This window comes from Rhodoferax sp. (assembly GCF_030653815.1).
Taxonomy (GTDB): Bacteria; Pseudomonadota; Gammaproteobacteria; order Burkholderiales; family Burkholderiaceae_C; genus Rhodoferax.
In genome coordinates, this window is sequence record NZ_JAURYQ010000013.1 from 1 (window position 1) to 22,692 (window position 22,692).

Sequence of the window (22,692 nt, forward strand, 5' to 3'; positions counted from 1 at the left end):
CGCCGCCAACGACCTGCAGGTGGGCCAGACCGGCAAGATCGTGGCGCCCCAGCTCTACATTGCGGTGGGCATCAGTGGTGCCATCCAGCACCTCGCCGGCATGAAGGACAGCAAGGTCATCGTGGCCATCAACAAGGACCCCGAGGCACCGATCTTCAGCGTGGCCGATTACGGCCTGGAAGCTGACTTGTTTGTGGCCGTGCCCGAGTTGACAGCCGCAATTTGATACCTTGCGGGTCAGACCACTCGCGCAGCGACGTGCTCTGACCCCAACTGATTAAGGAAAGACCCATGAGCTACATCGCCCCCGTCAAAGACATGCTGTTCAACATCGAGCATCTGGCCGGCATTGACCAGATCGCCCAACTGCCCGGCATGGAAGACGCCGGTCTGGAAACCGCCCAGGCGGTGCTCGAAGAGGCGGCCAAGTTTTGCGAGGGCGTGCTCGCGCCGCTGAACTGGGAGGGCGACAAAAATCCGTCCACCTGGAAAGACGGTGTGGTCACTGCGGCCCCCGGCTTCAAGGAGGCCTTCAGGCAATACACCGAGGCCGGCTGGCAGGGCCTGCAACACCCCACCGACTTCGGTGGCCAGGGCCTGCCCAAGACCATCGGCTCTGCGGTGGGTGAAATGCAGAATGCTGCCAACCTGAGCTTTGCCCTGTGCCCGCTGCTCACCGACGGCGCCATCGAGGCGCTGCTCACCGCAGGCTCGCCGGAACTCAACGCCATCTACCTGGAAAAACTCGTCAGCGGCGAGTGGACCGGCACCATGAACCTGACCGAGCCACAAGCCGGCTCTGACCTGGCCGCGGTGCGCACCCGCGCCGAACCCCAGGCGGATGGCAGTTACAAGGTGGCAGGCACCAAGATCTACATCACCTGGGGTGAGCATGACATGGCCGACAACATCATCCATCTGGTGCTGGCCCGCGTCACCGGCGCACCGGAAGGCGTGAAAGGCATCAGTCTGTTTGTGGTGCCCAAATTCCTGGTCAACGCCGATGGTTCACTGGGTGCGCGCAACGATGTGCATTGCGTCAGTATCGAACACAAGATGGGCATCAAGGCCAGCCCCACGGCGGTCCTGCAGTTTGGCGACCACGGCGGCGCGGTCGGCTACCTGGTGGGTCAGGAAAACCGCGGCCTGGAGTACATGTTCATCATGATGAATGCCGCCCGTTACGGCGTGGGGGTGCAGGGCATTGCCATTGCCGACCGGGCGTACCAGAAAGCGGTGCAGTTTGCCAGGGAGCGCATTCAAAGCCGCCCGGTCGACGGCTCGCTGCCGGCGGCCGGCCCCATCATTCACCACCCGGATGTCAAGCGCATGCTCATGACCATGCGCGCCTACACCGAGGGCTGCCGGGCCCTGTCCAGCGTGGCCGCAGCCGCCTATGACGCGGCACACCACCACGAAGACGCTGAGACGCGCAGGCAAAACCAGGCGTTTTATGAATTCATGGTGCCGCTGATCAAGGGTTACAGCACCGAGATGAGCCTGGAAGTGACCAGCCTGGGTGTGCAGGTTCATGGCGGCATGGGTTTCATTGAGGAAACCGGCTGCGCGCAGTATTACCGCGACGCCAAGATCCTGACCATTTATGAGGGCACCACCGCCATCCAGGCCAACGACCTGGTGGGACGCAAAACCGCGCGCGATGGCGGCCAGACCGCCAAAGGTATTGCCGCACAGATCGAAGCCACCGAATTCGAGCTGCAGCAAAGCGGCAGCGACGATGCCGAGGCCGTGGCCAAACGCCTCAAGGCGGCGCGACTCGCATTCCTGGACGTGGTGACGTTTGTGGCCGCCAACACCAGGACCCAGCCCAACGACGTCTTTGCCGGCAGCGTGCCCTACCTGATGCTGGCCGGCAACCTGATGGCGGGCTGGCAACTGGCGCGCGCCCTGCTGGTGGCCCAGGTGCAGTTGGCCAAGGGGCAGGACGCCGCCTTCATGCAGGCCAAGATCATCACCGCACGTTTCTACGCCGACCACCTGCTGACCAAGGCGCCGGGCCTGCGCGACAGCATTGTGGAAGGGGCGGCCTGCGTGACTGAGTTGGCGCTGGACGCGTTTTAAAACTTTTGCCACAGCAGGCATGACGCTAAACCCGGTGCGGCGACCGGGCCATGCGCATGCGGTTTTGGGAGCAAATCACGCACGAAATAGAGGGTGCCTTTGCCCGACCTGCTGTCTGCGCGCGCCTTTGCCCCCAAAGCCCGGTCGCATGACCCTATCCCCGCACCTATGCGCCTGTGTGGCAAGTCGTTTTGTCGAAATTTCCCCTGCCAGTCGACCCACCAGCGCATCGCCCGACTGATTGGGCAAGCACCGTAATGCAGCCTTGGCCCCAGCATCGCTCCCCCCCGCGGGTCAGAGTGCCGGATCTGTAAATATCAGCGTTTGAGCTTGTCCGACTTGCCACGGCGGGTACTTGACCATGACCAGTTGAAACAGCGCCGAACCCTCGAAGCTGGCCAGCCAGGCCTGCAACCGGGGCCAGGCCTGGCTGGCAAACCAGACACTGTCGGTGTGCGCGAATTGACGCACAAAGGGCGCAATGGCGGCATCGGTCAAACCCCAATGGGCGCCTGACAGGCAGGCTGCTTCGGTCAGGCGCTGGTTCAGGTCAGCGAGAAATGCACCAGCCTTGTCGCGGGGCTCAGAAGCATCAGCAAGGTCAAACCGGTTCGGGTACTTGGTGCGGTCCAGCTGCGGCTTGAACTCATGGTCACAGCGCCTGATTAAACCCATGGCATCGGTCAGCCCGTCATCGGCTGGCAGCCAATTCAGCGGGTCACGGCGCTGCAGCGCCCACAGCATGATGTCGAGACTTTCTTTTAATACGTGACCATACGGGTCAATCAGCACGGGCACCGTGGCCTTGGCTGACACTTGCTGCAGTGCAGCCGGTTTGTGGCTCAGCACCACCTCGCGCAATTCGCACGGTTGCCCGCTGACCGCCAGCGCCAGGCGGGCGCGCATGGCGTAGGGGCAGCGGCGAAACGAGTACAGAATCGGATGGCTTATTTGGATGCCCCAACCCAGTCCAGCCCGCGCGCCTTGGCCAGGTCCCACTGGCGCTTGCGTTCACGGGCACCCGCTTTTTGGCTTTCGCTGGTGATGGCGTGGCAGCGGGCGCAGCTGACGCCGTCCTCGAACAGCGGCGACAACTTGTCAGCTTCGCTGATGGGCATGCGGCAAGCCCGGCACAGGCCGTAGTCACCCACTTCGAGGCCGTGACCGACCGCCACCCGTTCGTCAAAGACAAAGCAGGCGCCCTGCCACAGGCTTTGCTCGGGCGGCACGGTCTCCAGGTATTTCAAGATGCCGCCTTCAAGGTGGTAGACCTCATCAAAACCCTGGGCACGTAACAGCGCCGTGGATTTTTCGCAGCGAATGCCGCCGGTGCAAAACATGGCGACCCTGGGTTTTTTGCCGCTGGCCGGGTTCAGTGCAGCCGTTTGTTCGACCCACTGTGGCAATTCTGAAAAGCTGTCGATGTGGGGATTCAGCGCGCCGGTAAAGGTGCCGATGTCCACCTCGTAATGGTTGCGGGTGTCGACCACCACCACGTCCGGGTCCGAGATCAGCTGGTTCCAGTCGGCCGGCTTGACATAGGTGCCCGCCAGTGTGGCGGGGTTGGCCTCGGGCACACCGAGTGTGACGATTTCGCGTTTCAGGCGCACCTTCATGCGGTAAAAAGGCGCTTTGTCCGACCAGGCTTCCTTGTGCTGCAGGTCCGTCAGCCGTGGGTCCTGACGCAAATAAGCCAGCACCGCGTGCACGCCATCCGCCGGGCCGGCAATGGTGCTGTTGATGCCCTCGGTGGCCAGCAAAATCATGCCCTTCACGCCATGCTGTTGGCAAATGGCCAGCAGCGGTTCTTTCAGCGCGGTGTAGTCGGGCAGGTCGACAAATTTGTAAAAGGCAGCGGTCAGGAATTGCATTCGGGCTATTTCATTGGAAGAACTTGCGGGTCAGACCACTCGCGTAGCGACGTGCTCTGACCCCAACATTATGTCGGCCAGGTGGAGCCGTGCTCGGGCACGATGGCGCGCCAGCCGAGTTCGTGCTTGATGCGGCTGCGCAGCATATCGGCCGGGCCGGCATCGCCGTGCACCACATAGACCTGGTCGGGCGCCTGCGGCATGGTGCGCAGCCAGGCCAGCAGCTGGTTGGCGTCGGCATGGGCCGAGGCTGATTCGAGTTGCACCACTTCGGCGTTGACATCCACATCGCGCCCGTGAATGCGCACCGACTTGGCGCCGCTGGCCAGTGTGTCACCGCGTGTACCGGGGGCCTGGTAGCCGGTCAGGATGATCATGTTGCGGTGGTTGCCGGCATAGTGCGCCAGGTGGTGCAGCACGCGTCCGCCAGTGGCCATGCCGCTGGCCGACAAAATGACCATCGGACCGTGGCGACTCGCCAGGGCCTTGGATTCATCGGTGCTGTTGATCATGGTGGCGTTGCGTGTCAGGGCGCGCGTGTCCTGGTGGCTCAGGCGGTGTTCGCCGGGGTGGTCTTCAAACAGATGGGTGGTGTGCACTGCCATCGGGCTGTCCAGAAAAACCGGCAATGAGGTCGGCAGGTCACCCTTCATCTTGAGCAGGTGAATGGCATGCAGCAAGGCCTGGGCCCGGCCCACGGCAAACACCGGCACCACCGCCACGCCGCCGCGTTTGGCCACGCGCTGCAGGGCCGGTGCCAGCTCGGCCGGGATGTCTTCCCTGGGGTGGACGCGGTCGCCGTAGGTGGACTCGATCAGCACGGTGTCGGCCTGCGGCGCATCGTCGGGCGGGCTCATGACGAGGTCGTCGGGGCGGCCCAGGTCACCCGAGAACAATATGCGCCGGCCTGCCACTTCGAGCAGGATGCTCGACGCCCCCAAAATATGCCCGGCCGAACTGAAGCTGGCTTTCCAGCCCGGCATGAGGTTGATGGTCTTGTCGAACTCGACGGCTTTGAGCAAGTGCAGGGCGTCCAGTGCGTCCTGCCGGGTGTACAGCGGCAGGGCCGGTGCGTGTTTGGAAAAGCCATGCCGGTTGGCAAAGGCCGCGTCTTCTTCCTGAATATGGCCGCTGTCTGGCCACAGGATGCGGCACAGGTCGCGTGTGCCCCGGCTGGCATACACATGGCCAGTGAAGCCTTCCTTGGCCAGCAGTGGCATGTAGCCGCTGTGGTCGAGGTGGGCATGGGTCAGCAGCACCGCATGGATCTGGTCGGGCGGCACGGGCAGCGGGTTCCAGTTGCGCAGTCGCAATTGCTTGTAGCCCTGAAACAGGCCGCAGTCCACCAGCAGGCGCTTGCCGTCGTGCTGCACCAGGTACTTGGAGCCGGTCACGGTACTGGCCCCGCCGAGGAAGGTGATGGTGACGCTCATTTCAAGGTCTCCTCATGAAGCTCAATTAAAAAGCCACGCCGTTGTGCGTCAACGGCGTGGCTTGATTTTGAACTTTTTACAGCTGGGTCAGACGACAAATATCAACTAAAAAAGTTTTTCAGCCGATCCGTCCAGCTGTCGCCGGTGGGCGAGTGTTTGCTGCCGCCCTTTTTGAACGACTCGTCGAGCTCGCGCATCAGCTTTCGCTGGTGTTCGGTCAGCTTGACGGGTGTTTCCACCAGAATGTGGCAATACAGGTCACCGGGGTAGTTGGAGCGCACGCCCTTGATGCCCTTGCCGCGCAGGCGGAACTGCTTGCCGGTCTGCGTGCCTTCCGGGATGTCGATGGCCGCCTTGCCTTCGAGCGTGGGCACGTCGATCTCGCCGCCCAGGGTGGCGGTGATCATGCTGATCGGCACCGAGCAGTGGATGTCGTCGCCGTCGCGCTCAAAGATGTCGTGTTTCTTCAGGCGGATTTCTATGTACAGGTCCCCCGGTGGCCCGCCATTGGTGCCGGGTTCGCCATTGCCCGCGCTGCGGATGCGCATGCCGCCGTCGATACCCACCGGGATTTTGACTTCCAGGGTTTTCTGCTTTTTGATCTTGCCCTGACCATGGCAGGCAGTGCAGGGCTCGGGAATGACCTTGCCGGTACCGCGGCAGGTGGGGCAGGTCTGCTGCACGCTGAAAAAGCCCTGGCGCATCTGCACCGCACCCGAGCCGCCACAGGTGCCGCAGGACTTGACCTGGGTACCGGGCTTGGCACCGCTGCCGTGGCAGCTGTCGCAGTTGTCCCAGCTGGGGATGCGGATTTGTGCGTCCTTGCCCTTGGCGGCTTCTTCCAGCGTGACTTCCATGGCGTAGCTCAGGTCGCCACCGCGGAACACCTGGCGGCCCCCGGCACGGCCGCCGCGTTGCTGACCAAACATGTCACCAAAGATGTCACCGAAGGCCTCTGCAAAACCACCATAGGCTTCACCGCCGGCGCCACCGCGCATGTTCGGGTCCACCCCGGCAAAGCCATGCTGGTCGTAGGCCGCACGTTTTTGCGGGTCCGACAGCATCTCATAGGCTTCCTTGGATTCCTTGAATTTCTCCTCGGCCACCTTGGCGGCATCCCCCTGATTGCGGTCGGGGTGGTGCTTCATCGCGTGTTTGCGATAAGCCTTCTTGATCTCTTCGTCCGAGGCGTTCTTGGGAACACCCAGCACTTCGTAGTAATCTCTTTTGGACATGGTCTGGTCTTGCCTGATGTCAATGCAAACGCCGCGGTGAACTTGTAAGGTTCAGCGCGGCGCCCACCGACGGTTTAAAAACAGCGTGAAAACAAGCGCTTAGGGCTTCTTGACTTCTTTCACTTCGGCATCCACCACATTGTCGTCGGCCTGGGCCGAACCACCCTGTGCGCCTTGACCGGCGTCACCTGCCTGCGCGCCTTCAGCGGCCTGCTTGGCCTGCATGTCGGCGTACATTTTTTCGCCGAGTTTCTGGCTCACCGTCATCAGGGCGGCGCTCTTCTCGTCGATGGCGGCCTTGTCGTCGGATTTAAGCGCGTCTTCGAGCTGCTTGATGGCGTCTTCGATGCTGGTCTTTTCAGCGGCGTCAATCTTGTCACCGTACTCGGTCAGACTCTTCTTGACGCTGTGCAGGCTGGCATCGGCCTGGTTCTTGGCTTGCACCAGTTCCAGTTTGCGCTTGTCGTCGGCCGAGTTGAGTTCAGCATCCTTGACCATTTGCTGGATTTCAGCCTCGGTCAGGCCGGTGTTGGCCTTGATGGTGATCTTGTTCTCTTTGCCGGTGCCCTTGTCCTTGGCGCCCACGTGCAAAATGCCGTTGGCGTCGATGTCAAACGACACTTCAATTTGCGGCGTGCCGCGCGCCGATGGCGGGATGCCTTCGAGGTTGAACTCGCCCAGCAGCTTGTTGCCGGCGGCGATTTCGCGCTCGCCCTGGAACACCTTGATGGTCACGGCCGGCTGGTTGTCGTCGGCGGTCGAGAAAGTCTGGGCAAACTTGGTCGGGATCGTGGTGTTCTTGGTGATCATCTTGGTCATGACACCACCCAGGGTTTCAATGCCCAGGCTCAAGGGGGTCACGTCGAGCAGCAGCACGTCCGTGCGGTCACCCGACAGCACCTGGCCCTGGATGGCCGCACCCACAGCCACGGCTTCGTCCGGGTTGACGTCTTTGCGCGGCTCCTTGCCAAACAGTTCCTTGACCTTTTCCTGCACCTTGGGCATGCGGGTCATGCCGCCGACCAGGATCACGTCGTTGATGTCGGAAGCGCTGACGCCGGCGTCCTTCAGGGCGGTGCGGCAGGGCGCAATGGTGCGCTCGATCAGCTCTTCGACCAGACTTTCCAGCTTGGCGCGGGTGAGTTTGATGTTCAGGTGTTTCGGGCCCGAGGCGTCGGCCGTCACGTAAGGCAGGTTGATGTCGGTCTGGGCGCTGCTCGAGAGCTCGATCTTGGCTTTTTCAGCGGCTTCCTTCAGGCGTTGCAGCGCCAGCACATCCTTGCCCAGGTCCACGCCTTGTTCTTTTTTGAATTCGGCAATCACGAAGTCAATGATGCGCTGGTCGAAGTCTTCACCGCCCAGGAAGGTGTCGCCGTTGGTGGACAGCACTTCGAACTGTTTCTCGCCATCGACATCGGCGATCTCGATGATCGACACGTCAAACGTGCCGCCACCCAGGTCATACACCGCAATCTTGCGGTCGCCTTTTTCGTTCTTGTCCATGCCGAACGCCAGCGCTGCGGCGGTGGGCTCGTTGATGATGCGCTTGACATCGAGGCCGGCAATGCGGCCGGCGTCCTTGGTGGCCTGGCGCTGGGCGTCATTGAAGTAGGCCGGCACGGTGATGACCGCCTCGGTCACGGCTTCGCCCAGGTAATCTTCGGCGGTTTTCTTCATCTTGCGCAGAATGTCGGCGCTGACCTGCTGCGGTGCCATGCGGTTGCCGCGCACTTCGACCCAGGCGTCGCCGTTGTCGGCGGCGGCAATCTTGTAGGGCATCAGGTCGATGTCTTTTTGCACTTCTTTTTCAGAGAACTTGCGACCAATGAGGCGCTTCACCGCGTACAGGGTGTTCTTCGGGTTGGTGACCGACTGGCGCTTGGCCGATGCGCCCACCAGCACTTCGCCGTCTTCCTGGTAAGCAATGATGGACGGCGTGGTGCGCGCACCCTCGGCGTTCTCGATCACTTTGGCGGTGTTGCCTTCCATGACAGCGACGCAGCTGTTGGTGGTGCCCAAGTCAATACCAATGATTCTTCCCATGATGCTTCCTTAAATGTTGGGGCAGTTGCCCAGCTGCAGTGCAGCCAGTCCAAGCGCCCGGGAGGGTTTTGAAATTCGAATGTGGATAAGGTGTGGCTACCCGCGCTTATTTCAAGCCGGGCAGTCGTTTTATTTTGCGGCGGCCACCGTGACCAGCGCCGGGCGCAGCACACGCTCGGCAATCAGGTAGCCCTTTTGCAGCACGGTGACCACGGTGTTGGCCTCCTGCTCTGAGGGCACCACGCTGATGGCCTGATGCTGGTGCGGGTCGAACTTGTCACCCGCGGGCGGATTGATGGCAATGACCTTGTTGCGCTCCAGGGCCGAAACCAGCTGGCGCAGCGTGGCCTGCGAGCCTTCGCGCAACTGCTCCAGCGTGGTGTCCTTGATGGCCAGACCGGCTTCGAGGCTGTCGACCACCGGCAGCAGGCTGTCGGCAAACGACTCCAGCGCGAACTTGCGCGCCTTGGACACTTCGTCCTCGGCGCGGCGCCGGGCGTTCTCGGTGTCGGCTTTGGCGCGCAGGTATTGGTCGGACAAGTCACTGTACTTCGCCTGCAACTGGACCACTTCAGCCTGGCAGCTGGCCAGCGTCTGCACTTCCAGTTCAGGCGGGGCAGTTTCGGTGTTGGCGGCGTTCACGGGCTCGGCAGCGTCGGGCTGAGAGTCGTTGGGGGGGGTGCTGGAGTGAGTCATTCAGGTGAAATGGTGGTTGGCAACAAGTTCTGTAGCTTGGGTTGAAGGCCGCTTTTGCAAGAGCTCAACGGCAAAAAAGTTGGGAGACCCTTCGCGACAGAAAAAAAGCGGGCTTGAAAAGCCCGCTACTTTGTGGAACGTGGGGCCGCCCAAGCGGCCGATGACCGGGGTTTAACCCAGGTTCAGCAATTCGACGTCAAATTTGAGCGTGGCATTGGGCGGGATGACGCCACCAGCACCACGCGCACCATAGCCCAGCTCGGGCGGGATGATGAGGGTGCGCGCGCCACCCACCTGCATGCCGGCCACACCCTCGTCCCAGCCCTTGATCACCATGCCAGCGCCCAGGCGGAACACAAAGGGGTCGCGACGGTCCTTGCTGGAGTCGAACTTGGCACCTTGCACGCCGTCCTGGTAAAGCCAGCCGGTGTAGTGCACAGTCACATTTTGGCCGGCAGTGGCGACTGTGCCGCTGCCCAAAATGGTGTCTTCAATGGTGAGGCCGGAAGCAGTTGTAGTCATGGAATGAATCGGTTCGTTAAGGGTAAAAGTGCATTTTAAGCCGCGGCCGTGGCAGCGACTTGACTGGCCAGCCATCTGTTGGCAAAACCTGCCAGGTCGCCCATGCGTTTGAGCAAATCAAGGCCCATGGGCGTGGCCAGGTAGCCGTCGCGGCCGTGGTCCAGAAAACCTGCGGCGCGTAACTCCTTGATACGGGTGTTGAGCGTGTTGGGCGTGATGTGGCCGACGCTGTCCTGCAGGATACGAAAGGTTTGCGGGTGCCCGTCTTTCAGGGCCCACAGCACCCGGATGGCATAACGTGACTCCAGCAGGCTCAACAATTGACCCACGGCAACATTGTCTTTGGAAGTCATGAAATTCATCTCCAGGAGGCAGGGTGTGGTGAAAGACCCGATCGGCAAGCGTGATCAGGGTGGCCGCACATGATGCGACGGTTTTTTTTTAAACTATAGCGCAATTTCGGTGCCTGCTACAGGTTTCATAGTGAAAAGGCGGGCATGACCGTCAGTCACCCGTGAATTTCCCGGGGTGGAAAGTTTTCACCTTTTGTACGCAATCGCACAGATTGTTGCTCCGCCCCTGAGTAAGCTGGGCCAACACGTCAAAAGCGTGTTGTTCACAATCCAAGGAAAACCTCCCATGAAAAAACTTAACTTCACCCGACTTCTTATTTCTGCCGCCGTTTGTACCGTGGCCATGAGCGCCCAGGCGCAAAGCGGTTTCTACGGCCTCACTGCGCCGGGCAGCTCTTACGTTGAGCTGGGCATCGGTCAATCCGATTACTCGGTGGGCAATGGCAGCGGTCTGTTTGACTCCGAAGACGGCGATACCGCTTACAGCATTCGTGGCGGCAGTTTCTTCAATGCCAATTTGGGCATGGAAATTGGCTACACCAACTTTGGCAAGATCAACCGCGCGGGTGGCACCACCAAGGCCGAAGGCATCAACCTGAGCCTGGTCGGCAAGATGCCGCTCAGCCCGAGTTTCAAGGTGCTTGGCAAGATCGGCACCACTTACAGTCACACCAATGTGTCGAGTCTGGACCCGAGCGTCGCCGCCGGGTCTGAAAAAGACTTCGGTCTGTCCTACGGCATTGGCGCCGAGTACCTGCTCACACCGCAGTGGTCGGGCGTTCTGCAATATGAGTCGACCAAGATGCAGTTTGCCGGTGATCGCAGCGACCGCGTTGGTCTGACGAGTTTGTCGGCCCGATACCGCTTCTAAACTCGGAATCTGCCTCTGGCATGGGGCAGGGCGTATGCTCTGACCATGCCACGCCTCACCCAAGCCCCCAATCTGTTCATGGCCACGCTGTGGGCGGACTGGCTGCGGACCGAGGGTATTGACGCCAGCGTCCAGCGCGAGTTCCTCCGCAGTGCCGCTGGCGAACTGCCGCCCGATCAATGCCTGCCGGAAGTCTGGATCAAAGACCCGCTTCAAGAAGCCCGGGCGCATGCGCTTTTGGGCTTGCTGCAGCATGTTCAGCAGCGCCGCTGGGTGTGTACTTGTGGTGAGTTGGTCGAAGGCGGCTTCGAGCAGTGCTGGCATTGCGGCAGCATGATGCCGGCAATTGAACAAGGTTGACGAGCCTGACCCCGGCACTGGCTCCACAGTTAGGGCTGCTTGGTTCCCCACCTGACCCGGTTGGCCGCTTCACCATGCGGGAAGGCCCGTCAAGCGGAATTGTAAGGGCAGGACGATGTCCCTGGTCTCCGTGGCCCTAAAACAGGGTCGCCATGCTGGCATGCTTGCTGCCGTGTCGCCCTTTAGAATCAAGAAATGTCATATCTTGTGCTCGCCCGTAAATACCGTCCCCGAAATTTCACTGAAATGGTGGGCCAGGACCACGTGGTGCAAGCGCTGACCAATGCGCTCACCAGCCAGCGCCTGCACCATGCCTACCTGTTCACCGGCACGCGCGGCGTCGGCAAGACCACGGTGTCGCGTATTCTGGCCAAGTCGCTCAATTGCCAGGGCGCCGACGGCCAGGGCGGCATCACCGCCACGCCGTGTGGCGTCTGCCAAGCCTGCACCGACATCGACAGCGGCCGTTTTGTCGACTACACCGAGCTCGATGCCGCCTCGAATCGGGGTGTGGACGAGGTCCAGGCGCTGCTGGAGCAGGCGGTGTACAAGCCGGTGCAGGGTCGCTTCAAGGTGTTCATGATCGACGAGGTCCACATGCTCACCAACACGGCCTTCAACGCCATGCTTAAAACGCTGGAGGAGCCGCCCGAATACCTCAAGTTTGTGCTGGCCACCACCGACCCGCAAAAAGTGCCGGTCACGGTGCTGTCGCGCTGCCTGCAGTTCAATTTGCGGCCCATGGCGCCTGACACCATCCGTGAGCATCTGCAAAAAGTGTTGTTGACCGAGCAGGTGCAGGCCGACGTGCCGTCCCTGCGCCTGCTGGCGCGTGCCGCGCGCGGCTCCATGCGGGATGCCTTGAGTCTGACCGATCAGGCCATTGCCTTTGGCTCGGGTGTGTTGCAGGAAGCCACGGTGCGCCAGATGCTGGGCAGTGTCGACCGCTCCTATGTGTTCAGGCTGCTGCAGGCGCTGGCGCAAGGCGACGGCAAAACCGTGGTCGACACCTCCGAGACCTTGCGCACCCATGGCCTGAGCGCAGCCTCCACACTGGAAGAAATGAGCGGTGTGCTACAGCGCATGGCGGTGTTGCAGGCGGTGCCCGACAGCGCCCAGGACGACAACGACCCCGAGTTTGCCGAGATCGCGCAGTTGGCGGCCCTGATGCCGGCCGACGAGACCCAGTTGCTCTACAGCATCTGCCTGCATGGCCGGGGCGAACTGGGGCTGGCGCCGGATGAATACGCGGCGCTCACCATGGTGTTGCTGCGCCTGCTGGCGTTCAAGCCTGCGGCGGCCGATGCGGCCACTGCGGAAAAAAAAACACTGAAAATTCTTTCGCGCCCCGGCGCTGAGCCATCGGCCCAGCCAACGAAAATTGCGCCCGGGCCAGCGCCAGCGCCGGTGACTGCCGCGGTGCCCCAGGGGCATCGTCTGCCGGTGCGCGACATGCCGCGCCCGCAAACCCCAAGCACCACGCCCGAGCCGCCGCTGGTACCGGATCCGGTTCAGGTCGTGTCCGATGCGCCCCCGCAGGCCGCAAAAATTGAAGCTGTTCAGGTGCACGAGCAGCCAGACCCCCGGCGCGATGTGCCGCTGGAGCGCGTGGCTGAAGCGGTGGCTGGCAGCACTGACGGTGATTTTTGGTACGCCACGGTGCAGGCCCTGATTGCCTCGGAGGCCATTACCGCGATGGTGCGCGAGCTGGCCTTGCAGGCGCAGCTGGTGGCGCGTGACACCGACCAATGGTTGCTGCGGGTGGAGCGTGAGTCGCTCAACCAGCCCGGCAGCCGCGAACGTCTGGCGGCAGCGCTGGCCACGGCGGGTTACCCGGTGCGTCTGGTGGCCGAAGTCGGGCGTGTCAGCGACAGCCCGGCCCGGCGCAATGCAGCTGCAGCAGCACAAGCCCAGCTGCTGGCTGAAAAAATCGTTTTCGACGATCCGTTGGTGCAGTCGCTGATGCGTGATTTTGGGGCGAAAATCGTTCCTGGCAGCATCAAGCCGGGGTGAAATTCATTTGCCTCCCTGATCTTTTTTGTGCCGGGCGGGCATGGCCTGATACCCGGCGTTTTTGACGATTTAAATTCAACAAGGAAATTCCATGTTCAACAAAGGACAACTCGCCGGTCTCATGAAGCAGGCGCAAACCATGCAGGACAACATGAAAAAAGCCCAGGACGAGCTCGGCAGCATCGAGGTCACGGGTGAGTCGGGCGCCGGTCTGGTCAAGGTCACCATGACCTGCAAGCACGATGTGAAACGCATCACCATTGACCCCAGCCTGTTGGCCGACGACAAGGACATGCTCGAAGACCTGGTGGCCGCCGCCTTCAACGCCGCCGTGCGCAAGGCCGAGGAAACCTCGACCGAGAAAATGGGCAAGATCACCGCCGGCATGCCTGGCCTTCCCGGCGGCATGAAGTTCCCCTTCTGACACGCACAAGCTCTGTCCCCAACATTTCAATATGGCCGACACCAACGCGCTTGAAACCCTGATCCAGTCACTGCGGCGGTTGCCGGGGGTGGGCGTCAAGTCGGCGCAGCGCATGGCGTTTCATTTGCTGCAGCACGACCGCGCCGGGGCGCAAACGCTCTCGATGGCGCTGGCGCATGCGGCGCAAGCCGTGCAGCATTGCGAACGCTGCCACACTTTCACCGAAGCCCAGGTGTGCAGCACCTGCCTGGACACGCGCCGCGATGCCAGCAAACTCTGCGTGGTGGAAACCCCCGCCGATCAGTCAGCGGTGGAACGCACCGGCGCCTACAAGGGACTTTATTTTGTGCTGATGGGCAAGCTCAGTCCGCTTGACGGCATCGGTCCGCACGACATCGGCCTGAAAAAGCTGTTTGACCGGGCGCTCGATGGCACGGTGCTGGAGGTCATTCTGGCGACCAACTTCACCGCCGAGGGCGAGGCCACGGCCCATGTGATCAGTGAGGGGCTCAAAGCCCGCGGGCTGCACCTGACGCGGCTGGCGCGCGGCGTGCCGGTGGGCAGTGAGCTGGAGTATGTGGATTTGGGTACCATTGCCCACGCGCTGGTCGACCGCCGTTAGGGCCTTTACTGGCGTGCCAGCTTGACGGGTTTTTTCTTGGCGGCTGATTTGGCTGGCGCGGCTTTGGCCGATTTGGCAACGGCCGTCTTGCCGCGTGCCTTGGTACTGCCTTTGACGCGGGCCTTGGCCGGCAAGTACAGCACCACCGATTGACCGCGCTTGAAGGTGGCCGACGTGCTGACCTTGTTCCAGTCGGCAAGTACCTGGGCGCTCACGCTGAAACGCCGGGCCATGCTGGCCACGTTGTCTTTCTTGCCGGCTTTCACCACGGTTTTGCGCAGCACCACATCGGGCGCCAGGGTGAGGTAGCCGTTGTTGGCCACGTGCTCTGTCACGTCACTGTTCAGGCTGGCCGAGCGGCGCACCAGCAGGGTCGAGCCCGCCTTGACATTCATCCGGGGCGGGATGTTGTTGACGTTGCGCAACTCATCCTCGCTCATGCCGACGCGCTTGGCGGCGTCTGCCGGATTGAGGGTGGTGGGGGCCACCCAGGCGGTCCAGTTGGCCAGACGCCCGCCGTTGTAAGCGCTCAGCTTGTTTTGAAAAAGCTCGGCGTTGTCCCAGGGCAGCAAAATCTGCGAATTGCTGGCCGCCAGCAAAACGGGCTTGTTGGCGGAGGGGTTGAGTGCCCGGAAGTCGGCCAGCGGCACCTCGGCGAGTTCGGCTGCCAGCGCCACATCGATGTCGCGCTCAATTTCGACGCTCTGGAAATAGGGGTGATTGCCGATGTCGGGCAGGGACACACGGAACGACTGGGGCGTGGCCACGATGTTTTTCACCGCCTGCAGCTTGGGCACGTACATGCGGGTTTCCATGGGCATGACCAGGTCCTCATAGCGGGTACCGGTGCCGGCATTTTTGGCTTTCTTGATGGCCCGCTGCACGCTGCCTTCGCCCCAGTTGTAGGCGGCCAGCGCCAGGTGCCAGTCGCCAAACATGCGGTGAAGCTTTTGCAGGTAGTCGAGCGCGGCGCGGGTCGACTCAATCACGTCACGGCGGTCGTCGCGAAACATGTTCTGCTTGAGCTCGAAGTACTTGCCGGTGGCCGGCATGAACTGCCACATGCCGGCCGCCTTGGCGCTGGACACCGCCTGCGGATTGAAGGCGCTCTCGATGAAGGGCAACAGCGCCAGTTCGCTCGGCATGTCGCGTCGCTCCAGTTCTTCGACGATGTAGAACAGGTACTTGCTGCCGCGCTCGGTCATGCGCGCCACGTAGTCGGGGCGGCTGCTGTACCAGAGCTCGCGCTCGCGCACCAGGTCGGAGTCCAGGTCGGGCATGGCAAAGCCGCCGCGCACACGATCCCAGAGGTCAACCGGGGGTGACAGCGACTGCACGCTGCGCGAGCGCAGCGAAGGCTCGCTGGCCAGGGGTTTGAGGCCACCCCCCGGGTAGACAGAAAAATTGCTGTCAGGGGTGCCGGGCAGGCTGGCGCCCGAGCCGGTGGCTGCCGTGGTCGAGCGGGTCGACGTTGGGTCGGCAGGCACCGATGTCGCGCAGCCGGCCAGCCACAGGACGGGCAGCAAGGCCAGTGCGTAAAAAAACTGTTTCAAAATTGATCTTTCCAGGTTCTCAGGGCGGCAAAGACAGCGACCGGGTCGCGTGCCATGGGGTCGAACTGCTGCACCGCATGGGCCACGGTCGGCAAATGGGTGCGTAAAAAGGGGTTGACAGCTCTTTCAAGGCCAATCGAGGAGGGTAGCGTGGGTTGCAGTTGCTGACGCAGCGACTGGGCCTGCGCCTGGTAGTTCAGCAGCGCGCTATTGTCAGGCTCAACGGCCCGGGCAAAGCGCAAACTGCCCAAAGTATATTCATGCGCGCAGCAGACCCGGGTGGCGTCGGGCAGCGCAGCCAAGCGTGTCAGGGAGGCCAGCATTTGGGCTGGCGTGCCCTCAAACAAACGCCCGCAACCGGCGCTGAACAGGGTGTCGCCACAAAACAGCACAGGGTCGGCGCCCGGCACCTGGCCCCAGTAGGCAATGTGCCCGGCGGTGTGGCCTGGCACCAGCAATACCTCAAGGCGCAAGCCGAGCACCTCGACGATGTCGCCGTCGGTGAGCCGATGCAGCGGCTCGGGCATGTCTTCGGTGGCGGGTCCGTACACCTGGGCACCGGTGCGCTGGCGCAGGACATCGACCCCGCCGGTGTGGTCGCCATGGTGGTGCGTGACTAAAATCGCCGCCAGGGTCAGTCCGTGTTGGGCCAGGGCCGTGAGCACGGGCTGTGCGTCCCCGGGGTCCACCACCAGCGCCCGACGTTCGTCGTGCAACATCCAGATGTAGTTGTCGTTGAAAGCAGGTATTGGAATTAATTTCATGGCTGATCAAATTATAGGTTTGCACGAATGGATCGCGACGCCACCCGGGGCTTACCTGCTGGCCTGGGAGCGTGCGCAAATGGCCACGGCCGTGGCCGACGTGTTTGGTTTTCATGCGCTGCAACTGGGTTTGCCCGAGCTCGATGCCTTGGCCGCCAACCGCATGCCGCACCGCTGGCTGGCCACCGAAACCCCCAATGAAAAAGCCGCTTTTGTCACTGACTTTTCGGCGCTGCCCTTTCCTGCCAACAGCCTTGATCTGGTGGTGCTGCCGCATGCTCTGGAACTCACCGCCGACCCGCACTCCGCCTTGAGTGAGGTGGCCCGGGTGCTGGTGCCGGAAGGGCGCGTCGTGATTTGCGGCTTTAACCCCATGAGTTTGTGGGGCTTTCGCCAGCAGCGCGGCCACCTGTACCGGCGCCTTGGCGTGAACCGCTTGTTTTTGCCGCAGGCGGGCGAATTCATTGGCTACCTGCGCTGCCGTGACTGGCTGCGTCTGCTGAGTTTTGAGATCGAGTCCGGGGATTTCGGCTGCTACCGGCCGGCCTTGACCCGCGAGCCCTGGTTGCAGCGTTTTGCCTGGATGGACCAGGCCGGCGCACGCTGGTGGCCCTTTTTCGGTGCCGTTTATTGCCTGGTGGCGGTCAAGCGGGTGCGCGGCATGACGCTGCTCAACCCGGCCTGGAAGCCGACCCGGCTGTTGCCGAATGCCCCTGTGTCCGTTGCCAATAGCTCGGGCTCCCGCAAGTCGGGTGCCTGAGTGTTTTTTACTTAATTGGTTGGGGGCAGAGCACGTCGCTGCGCGAGTGGTCTGGCCCGCAAAGTTTCAATTCAACCTGAGGTCATGCTTTTGAATTCGATCGAGATTTATACCGACGGCGCCTGCAAGGGCAACCCTGGCCCGGGTGGTTGGGGCGCGCTGCTCAAATCTTCTGACGCCCAAAAAGAGCTCTGTGGCGGCGAACTGGGCACCACCAACAACCGCATGGAAATGATGGCGGTGATCGAGGCGCTGGCGGCCTTGAAGCGCCCTTGCAAGGTCACGCTGCACGTGGACAGCCAGTATGTGCTCAAGGGCATGACCGAGTGGCTGCCGGGCTGGAAAGCGCGGGGCTGGAAGACGGCCGCCAAGGCGCCGGTGAAGAACGTCGATTTATGGCAGCGCCTGGACGCGCTGGTCAACAGCGGCAAGCACCAGATTGATTGGCGCTGGGTGCGCGGCCACAACGGCGACCCCGGCAATGAGCGTGCCGATGAACTGGCCAATCGGGGCGTTGACATGGCGCTGCGCCAGCGCTGACGACCGGGCTGCCCTTTTTTCGGCAAAGTGTGCGTTGTGCCGCTACAGTTGCCCGGTGCAGTTGGTAATGGCATTGACTGGAAAAAATAAACATGGCTTCTAAATTTTCTTTTGTGGCAGTGGCAGCGGTTGGTATCGCACTGGCCGGCGGCGTGGCCTGGTGGCTGCAGTCGCGCCCCCAGTTGCCCAACCCCATCAAGGGTGCCGAGGGCAGTGCCGCGCGACCTGCCGGCGGCGCGCCGGGTGCTCCCCGGGTGGTGGGTGTGGAAGTGGCCCGGGTCGCGGTGCAGGCGCTGCGTGACGATGCCCAGTCTGTGGGCAGTTTGCGCGCACGCAACAGCGTGATGTTGCGCCCCGAGTTGGTCGGGCGCATCACGGCGCTCAATTTCAAGGACGGTGGCCCGGTGCGCAAGGGCCAGGTGCTGGTCCAGTTTGACAACCAGTTGCAGCAGGCCGAGGTGCAGCAAATGCAGGCGCAACTCGCCATTGCCCAGGCCAATTACCAACGCACCCAGGAACTCGTGGCTGAGAAGTTCCTGGCCCAACAAACGCTTGACACCAGCGCGGCCAATCTCAAGGTCGCACAGGCTCAACTGGCGCTGGCCCAGGCGCGTTTGGGCCGCATGGCGGTGCGTGCCCCCTTTGACGGCACGGCCGGCATCCGGCTGGTGAATGTGGGCGACTACGTGAAAGACGGCACCGACCTGGTGGCCCTGGAGGATGCGCGCCAGATGCTGGTCGACTACCGGCTGCCCGAGCGCTACGGCGGAATGGTCAAATCGGGGCAAAGCGTCGAGCTGACACTCGACGCCTTGCCTGGTCGCAGTTTCAGGGCGGCTGTCGAAGCCATTGATCCGCTGCTGGACACCACCGGACGCTCTGTGGGCGTGCGCGCCTTGCTGGCGGTGCCCGAGCGTGCGCCGTTGCGCACCGGCATGTCGGCCCGTGTGACCACGGTGTTTTCAATCAACGAGGCGGCGCTGGTGGTGCCGGAAGAAGCGCTTGTGCCACAAGGCGGCAAGCAGTTTGTCATCCAGCTGGTCGCGCCGCCCGCCGGAACCACGCTGCCCGCCGACAGCCAATTTGTCTCGCAGCGTCAAGAGGTCAAGCTGGGCGTGCGCCGTGCCGGTCGGGTTGAAATCGTGGCGGGCTTGGCCGCAGGCGACACCGTGGTGGTGGCCGGCCAGCAGCGGCTGCAAAAAGACGGCTCACCGGTGCGCATCGTGGCGCTCGGCAAGCCCGCGGGCAAAGCGGCTTCTGGCTCCGCGCCAGCCGCTGATGCGCCAGGACACTGATCATGCAACTGGCTGAAACCTCCATCCGCCGCCCGGTCTTTGCCACCGTGCTGTCCCTGCTGATCGTGCTGATTGGCGCGGTCTCCTTCAACAGTCTGACGGTGCGCGAGTACCCCAAGATCGACGAGCCCGTGGTGTCGGTGTCCACTACCTTTGCTGGCGCTTCCAGCGAGGTCATGGAAACCCAGGTCAGCAAGGTGCTGGAAGACTCGCTCTCGGGCATCGAGGGCGTGGACGTGATCACCTCCACCAGCCGCCAGGAGCGCAGCCAGATCAGCGTGCGTTTTGCCCTGACCCGCGATGCCGATGCCGCCGCCGCCGATGTGCGCGACAAGGTCACCCGGGTGCGCCAGCGCCTGCCCCAAGGCATAGACGAGCCGGTCATTGCCAAGGTCGAGGCCGAGTCCTTCCCGGTGATTTTTCTGGCCCTGAGTTCTGATACCCACACCGCGCTGCAACTCTCCGAGATGGCCAACACCCTGGTCAAGCCGGTGCTGCAAACGGCACCGGGAGCCGCCGAGGTGAATATTTACGGCGAGCGCAAATTTGCCATGCGCATCTGGGCCGACCCTGACAAACTGGCGGCCTACAAGCTCACCGTGCAAGACCTCGAGGACGCCTTGCGCCGCGCCAACCTGGAGGTGCCGGCCGGGCGCATCGAGAGCGCCCAGCGCGAGTTCAACGTCACCGCCGCCACCGATCTTTCGCAGCCCCGGGAATTTTCCCAGGTGGTGATTCGCACGGTCAATGGCCAGCCGATTCGCATTGGCGACGTGGCCCGGGTCCAGGAGGCACCGGTGGATGAGCGCTCCTTTGTGCGCCTGAATGGGCGCGACGCCGTGGGCGTGGGCGTGGTGCGGCAAAGCACTGCCAACCCGCTGGACCTGAGCGCGGGCGTGCGCGGCCTGCTCGACAAATTGCGCCGTGACTTGCCGCCGGGCGTGCAAATCGAGGTGGCCAACGACAACTCGGTGTTCATCGACGAGTCCATCAAGGCCGTCTTCATCACCATTGTCGAAGCCGCAGTGCTGGTGGCGCTGGTGATTTTTGTCTTTTTGCGCACGCTGCGCGCCTCGCTGATTCCGCTCATCACTATTCCCGTGTCGCTGATCGGCACCTTTGCCATGATGGCGCTGGCGGGCTTCAGCATCAATACCCTGACGCTGCTGGCGCTGGTGCTGGCGATTGGTCTGGTGGTCGATGACGCCATCGTCATGCTGGAGAACATTTACCGCCACATCGAGGAAGGCATGGCGCCGTTTCAGGCCGCCATCAAAGGTGCGCGCGAGGTCGGCTTTGCCATTGTGGCCATGACCATGACGCTGGTGGCGGTGTACGCGCCGCTGGCGTTTTCGCCCGGGCGCACCGGGCGCCTGTTCACCGAATTTGCACTGGCGCTGGCGGGTGCGGTGGTGATTTCGGGCGTTGTTGCGCTCACTTTGTCACCCATGCTGTCGTCCTTGCTGCTGCGCCACAATCCGCACCCGACCTGGTTTGATTCGCACATGGAAAACCTGCTGCAATGGGTGACGCGGGTGTACGCCAGGCTGTTGGCCTGGTCCCTGCACCGGCGCGCCCTGGTGCTGTTGGTGATGGTGGCCAGCGGTGCGGTGTCCTGGTGGGTGCTGGGCGACATCAAGCGCGAACTGGCGCCGCTCGAAGACCGGGGCGTGGTCTTGGCGCGCGTCAGCGCACCCGACGGCGCCACCCTGGCTTACACCGACCGCTATGTGCGCGGGGTGGAAAAAATAGCCGAGGACTACCCCGAGTTCGACCGCATTTTTGCCACTGTGGGCAACCCCACGGTGTCCCAGGCCAATGTGTTTTTCAGGGCCAAACCCTGGGATGAGCGCGAGCGCACCACGCTGGACATGGCCCGCGCCATGACGCCGCGTTTTTCAAGCTTGTCGGGCGTCAACGCCACCCCGATCACGCCGCCGTCGCTGGGTCAGGGCTTTCGCAGCCAGCCGATTGAATTCGTCATCATCACCTCGGACAGTTACCAGGAGCTGGCGAAAACCGTTCGTGCTTTCGAGGACGAACTGGCCAAAAACCCCGGCTTTGTCCAGGTGGACTCGGATTTGCGCCTGAACAAGCCCGAGATCAAGCTCGAAGTGAACCGCGAGCGCGCCGCCGACCTGGGCGTCAGTGTCGATGCCATCGCGCGTTCCATCGAGACCTTGCTGGGTGGGCGCAAGGTGACGCGCTACAAGCGCGGCGGCGAGCAATACGACGTGATCGTGCAAACCACGGCCTCGGGGCGCGACACGCCCGACGACATTGAAAAAATATTTGTCCGCGGCAAGGGGGTGGAGCTGATCCCGCTGTCCAGCCTGGTGACCATCCGCGAAGTGGTGGTGCCGCGCGAACTGATCCACTTTGGCCAGCGTCGCGCCGCCACCATCACGGCCAACCTGACGGCCACTTATTCGGTGGGCGAGGCGCTGGACTTCATGGACGCCACCGCCAAGACCGTGCTCAAGCCCGGTTACGCCACCGACCTGAATGGCATCAGCCGTGAGTTCAAAAAATCATCTGATTCACTCACGCTGGTCTTTGCGTTGGCGCTGCTGTTTATTTTTCTGGTGCTGGCGGCGCAGTTCGAGAGCTTCGTTGATCCGTTTGTGATTTTGTTCAGCGTGCCGCTGTCCATGGCCGGCGCGCTGCTGGCGCTCAAATGGTCGGGCGGCACGCTCAATGTGTTCAGCCAGATCGGGCTCATCACGCTGGTCGGCTTGATCACCAAGCATGGCATTTTGATCGTGGAATTTGCCAACAAGCTGCGCGAGCAGGGGCTGGACACCCTGGCCGCCATCCAGCAGTCGGCGGCCCAGCGCCTGCGTCCCATCATGATGACCACCGGTGCCATGGTGCTGGGTGCGGTACCGCTGGCCATTTCCACCGGTGCCGGTGCCGAAAGCCGGCAGCAAATTGGCTGGGTGATTGTGGGCGGCATGAGCCTGGGCACCTTGCTCACGGTCTTTGTGGTGCCCACCATGTACACCTTGCTGGCGCGTAAAAAGGTGCCCGGGCCCAAGACGGAACCGGCTTTAAGCCCGGCGGTCAAACCCGGTTAACGCGAAAGAACAGCGTCAGGTCGTTTCCCCCGCCCTGCGGGCCCCTCCTAACCTGCGCAGAGCACCCAGACAAGCTGCTTTATCGCGCGGCCGTCAAAGCATTCCCGCGCTGTGTCTGCCAGCGAACAGACCTTTCCGGATGCCCCGCCTATAACCTGATCTGCCCAAGGCGATTCCG

General features: G+C 62.5%; 21 protein-coding genes and 1 other RNA gene. 11 read left to right on the forward strand and 11 right to left on the reverse strand.

Annotation, left to right across the window (positions count from 1 at the left end):
- Together Q7U49_RS03775 and Q7U49_RS03780 are read left to right on the forward strand one after the other, a co-directional pair.
- The coding region (locus Q7U49_RS03775; protein ID WP_304762422.1) for an FAD-binding protein at nt 1-226 on the forward strand (226 nt) is incomplete at its 5' end.
- A gap of 65 nt (nt 227-291) precedes the next feature.
- Nucleotides 292-2,082, forward strand: coding sequence for an acyl-CoA dehydrogenase (locus Q7U49_RS03780; RefSeq protein ID WP_304762423.1), 1,791 nt, complete (start codon nt 292-294; stop codon nt 2,080-2,082).
- 294 nt (nt 2,083-2,376) lie between these two features.
- Here the strand turns inward: Q7U49_RS03780 and Q7U49_RS03785 are convergent, their stop codons facing one another.
- The 8 genes from Q7U49_RS03785 to Q7U49_RS03820 all read right to left on the reverse strand — a co-directional run bounded on the left by Q7U49_RS03785 (nt 2,377) and on the right by Q7U49_RS03820 (nt 10,235).
- Nucleotides 2,377-3,081, reverse strand: coding sequence for a glutathione S-transferase (locus Q7U49_RS03785; protein WP_370653955.1), 705 nt, complete (start codon nt 3,079-3,081; stop codon nt 2,377-2,379).
- Nucleotides 3,030-3,953 carry a rhodanese-related sulfurtransferase gene (locus tag Q7U49_RS03790; protein WP_304762424.1) on the reverse strand — a complete coding sequence of 308 codons (924 nt, stop codon included), beginning with the start codon at nt 3,951-3,953 and terminating at the stop codon, nt 3,030-3,032. The genes Q7U49_RS03785 and Q7U49_RS03790 overlap by 52 nt, the downstream gene beginning before the upstream one ends.
- Nucleotides 3,954-4,021: 68 nt before the next feature.
- Nucleotides 4,022-5,386: an MBL fold metallo-hydrolase gene (locus tag Q7U49_RS03795; RefSeq protein WP_304762425.1), complete on the reverse strand. Its 1,365-nt coding sequence runs from the start codon at nt 5,384-5,386 to the stop codon at nt 4,022-4,024.
- 101 nt (nt 5,387-5,487) lie between these two features.
- A complete protein-coding gene (dnaJ, locus tag Q7U49_RS03800; protein WP_304762426.1) occupies nt 5,488-6,621 on the reverse strand; it encodes a molecular chaperone DnaJ in 1,134 nt (377 codons plus the stop codon).
- Between the two features lie 99 nt (nt 6,622-6,720).
- Nucleotides 6,721-8,664 carry a molecular chaperone DnaK gene (gene dnaK / locus Q7U49_RS03805; protein WP_304762427.1) on the reverse strand — a complete coding sequence of 648 codons (1,944 nt, stop codon included), beginning with the start codon at nt 8,662-8,664 and terminating at the stop codon, nt 6,721-6,723.
- A gap of 129 nt (nt 8,665-8,793) precedes the next feature.
- The gene (grpE, locus tag Q7U49_RS03810; protein ID WP_304762428.1) at nt 8,794-9,360 is read right to left on the reverse strand and encodes a nucleotide exchange factor GrpE; all 567 of its coding nucleotides are present in this window, start codon (nt 9,358-9,360) and stop codon (nt 8,794-8,796) included.
- A gap of 171 nt (nt 9,361-9,531) precedes the next feature.
- The gene (locus Q7U49_RS03815; protein WP_304762429.1) at nt 9,532-9,882 is read right to left on the reverse strand and encodes an FKBP-type peptidyl-prolyl cis-trans isomerase; all 351 of its coding nucleotides are present in this window, start codon (nt 9,880-9,882) and stop codon (nt 9,532-9,534) included.
- A gap of 35 nt (nt 9,883-9,917) precedes the next feature.
- Nucleotides 9,918-10,235, reverse strand: a complete 318-nt coding sequence (locus Q7U49_RS03820; RefSeq protein WP_304762430.1) for a helix-turn-helix domain-containing protein — start codon at nt 10,233-10,235, stop codon at nt 9,918-9,920.
- A 286-nt stretch (nt 10,236-10,521) separates the two neighbouring features.
- Here Q7U49_RS03820 and Q7U49_RS03825 point away from each other — a divergent pair, with 286 nt between their 5' ends.
- Together Q7U49_RS03825 and Q7U49_RS03830 are read left to right on the forward strand one after the other, a co-directional pair.
- Entirely contained in the window at nt 10,522-11,106 is a 585-nt protein-coding gene (locus Q7U49_RS03825) for an outer membrane beta-barrel protein (protein WP_304762431.1), read from the forward strand.
- A gap of 45 nt (nt 11,107-11,151) precedes the next feature.
- Nucleotides 11,152-11,466 (forward strand): DUF2007 domain-containing protein, encoded by a 315-nt coding sequence (locus Q7U49_RS03830; protein ID WP_304762432.1) that lies wholly within the window; start codon nt 11,152-11,154, stop codon nt 11,464-11,466.
- Here the strand turns inward: Q7U49_RS03830 and ffs are convergent.
- An RNA gene (ffs, locus tag Q7U49_RS03835) (signal recognition particle sRNA small type) lies at nt 11,462-11,557 on the reverse strand. The two genes, Q7U49_RS03830 and ffs, sit on opposite strands and share 5 nt — an antisense overlap.
- Nucleotides 11,558-11,661: 104 nt before the next feature.
- On the opposite strand from ffs, the gene dnaX reads away from it, so the two are divergent.
- The 3 genes from dnaX to recR all read left to right on the forward strand — a co-directional run bounded on the left by dnaX (nt 11,662) and on the right by recR (nt 14,525).
- A complete protein-coding gene (dnaX, locus tag Q7U49_RS03840) occupies nt 11,662-13,479 on the forward strand; it encodes a DNA polymerase III subunit gamma/tau (protein ID WP_304762433.1) in 1,818 nt (605 codons plus the stop codon).
- A 91-nt stretch (nt 13,480-13,570) separates the two neighbouring features.
- Nucleotides 13,571-13,903, forward strand: a complete 333-nt coding sequence (locus tag Q7U49_RS03845) for a YbaB/EbfC family nucleoid-associated protein (RefSeq protein ID WP_304762434.1) — start codon at nt 13,571-13,573, stop codon at nt 13,901-13,903.
- A 31-nt stretch (nt 13,904-13,934) separates the two neighbouring features.
- The gene (gene recR / locus Q7U49_RS03850; protein ID WP_304762435.1) at nt 13,935-14,525 is read left to right on the forward strand and encodes a recombination mediator RecR; all 591 of its coding nucleotides are present in this window, start codon (nt 13,935-13,937) and stop codon (nt 14,523-14,525) included.
- Nucleotides 14,526-14,530: 5 nt separating this feature from the next.
- Here the strand turns inward: recR and Q7U49_RS03855 are convergent, their stop codons facing one another.
- Both Q7U49_RS03855 and gloB read right to left on the reverse strand, forming a co-directional pair.
- Nucleotides 14,531-16,078 (reverse strand): transglycosylase SLT domain-containing protein, encoded by a 1,548-nt coding sequence (locus Q7U49_RS03855; RefSeq protein ID WP_304762436.1) that lies wholly within the window; start codon nt 16,076-16,078, stop codon nt 14,531-14,533.
- Nucleotides 16,075-16,842: a hydroxyacylglutathione hydrolase gene (gene gloB, locus Q7U49_RS03860; RefSeq protein WP_304762437.1), complete on the reverse strand. Its 768-nt coding sequence runs from the start codon at nt 16,840-16,842 to the stop codon at nt 16,075-16,077. The genes Q7U49_RS03855 and gloB overlap by 4 nt, the downstream gene beginning before the upstream one ends.
- Between gloB and Q7U49_RS03865 the strand changes: the two genes are divergently transcribed.
- The 4 genes from Q7U49_RS03865 to Q7U49_RS03880 all read left to right on the forward strand — a co-directional run bounded on the left by Q7U49_RS03865 (nt 16,841) and on the right by Q7U49_RS03880 (nt 22,514).
- Nucleotides 16,841-17,602 (forward strand): class I SAM-dependent methyltransferase, encoded by a 762-nt coding sequence (locus Q7U49_RS03865; protein WP_304762438.1) that lies wholly within the window; start codon nt 16,841-16,843, stop codon nt 17,600-17,602. The genes gloB and Q7U49_RS03865 overlap by 2 nt on opposite strands.
- A gap of 90 nt (nt 17,603-17,692) precedes the next feature.
- The gene (rnhA, locus tag Q7U49_RS03870; protein WP_304762486.1) at nt 17,693-18,142 is read left to right on the forward strand and encodes a ribonuclease HI; all 450 of its coding nucleotides are present in this window, start codon (nt 17,693-17,695) and stop codon (nt 18,140-18,142) included.
- A gap of 92 nt (nt 18,143-18,234) precedes the next feature.
- Nucleotides 18,235-19,437, forward strand: coding sequence for an efflux RND transporter periplasmic adaptor subunit (locus tag Q7U49_RS03875; protein ID WP_304762439.1), 1,203 nt, complete (start codon nt 18,235-18,237; stop codon nt 19,435-19,437).
- A gap of 2 nt (nt 19,438-19,439) precedes the next feature.
- Nucleotides 19,440-22,514 (forward strand): efflux RND transporter permease subunit, encoded by a 3,075-nt coding sequence (locus Q7U49_RS03880; protein ID WP_304762440.1) that lies wholly within the window; start codon nt 19,440-19,442, stop codon nt 22,512-22,514.
- Nucleotides 22,515-22,692: the final 178 nt, after the last annotated feature.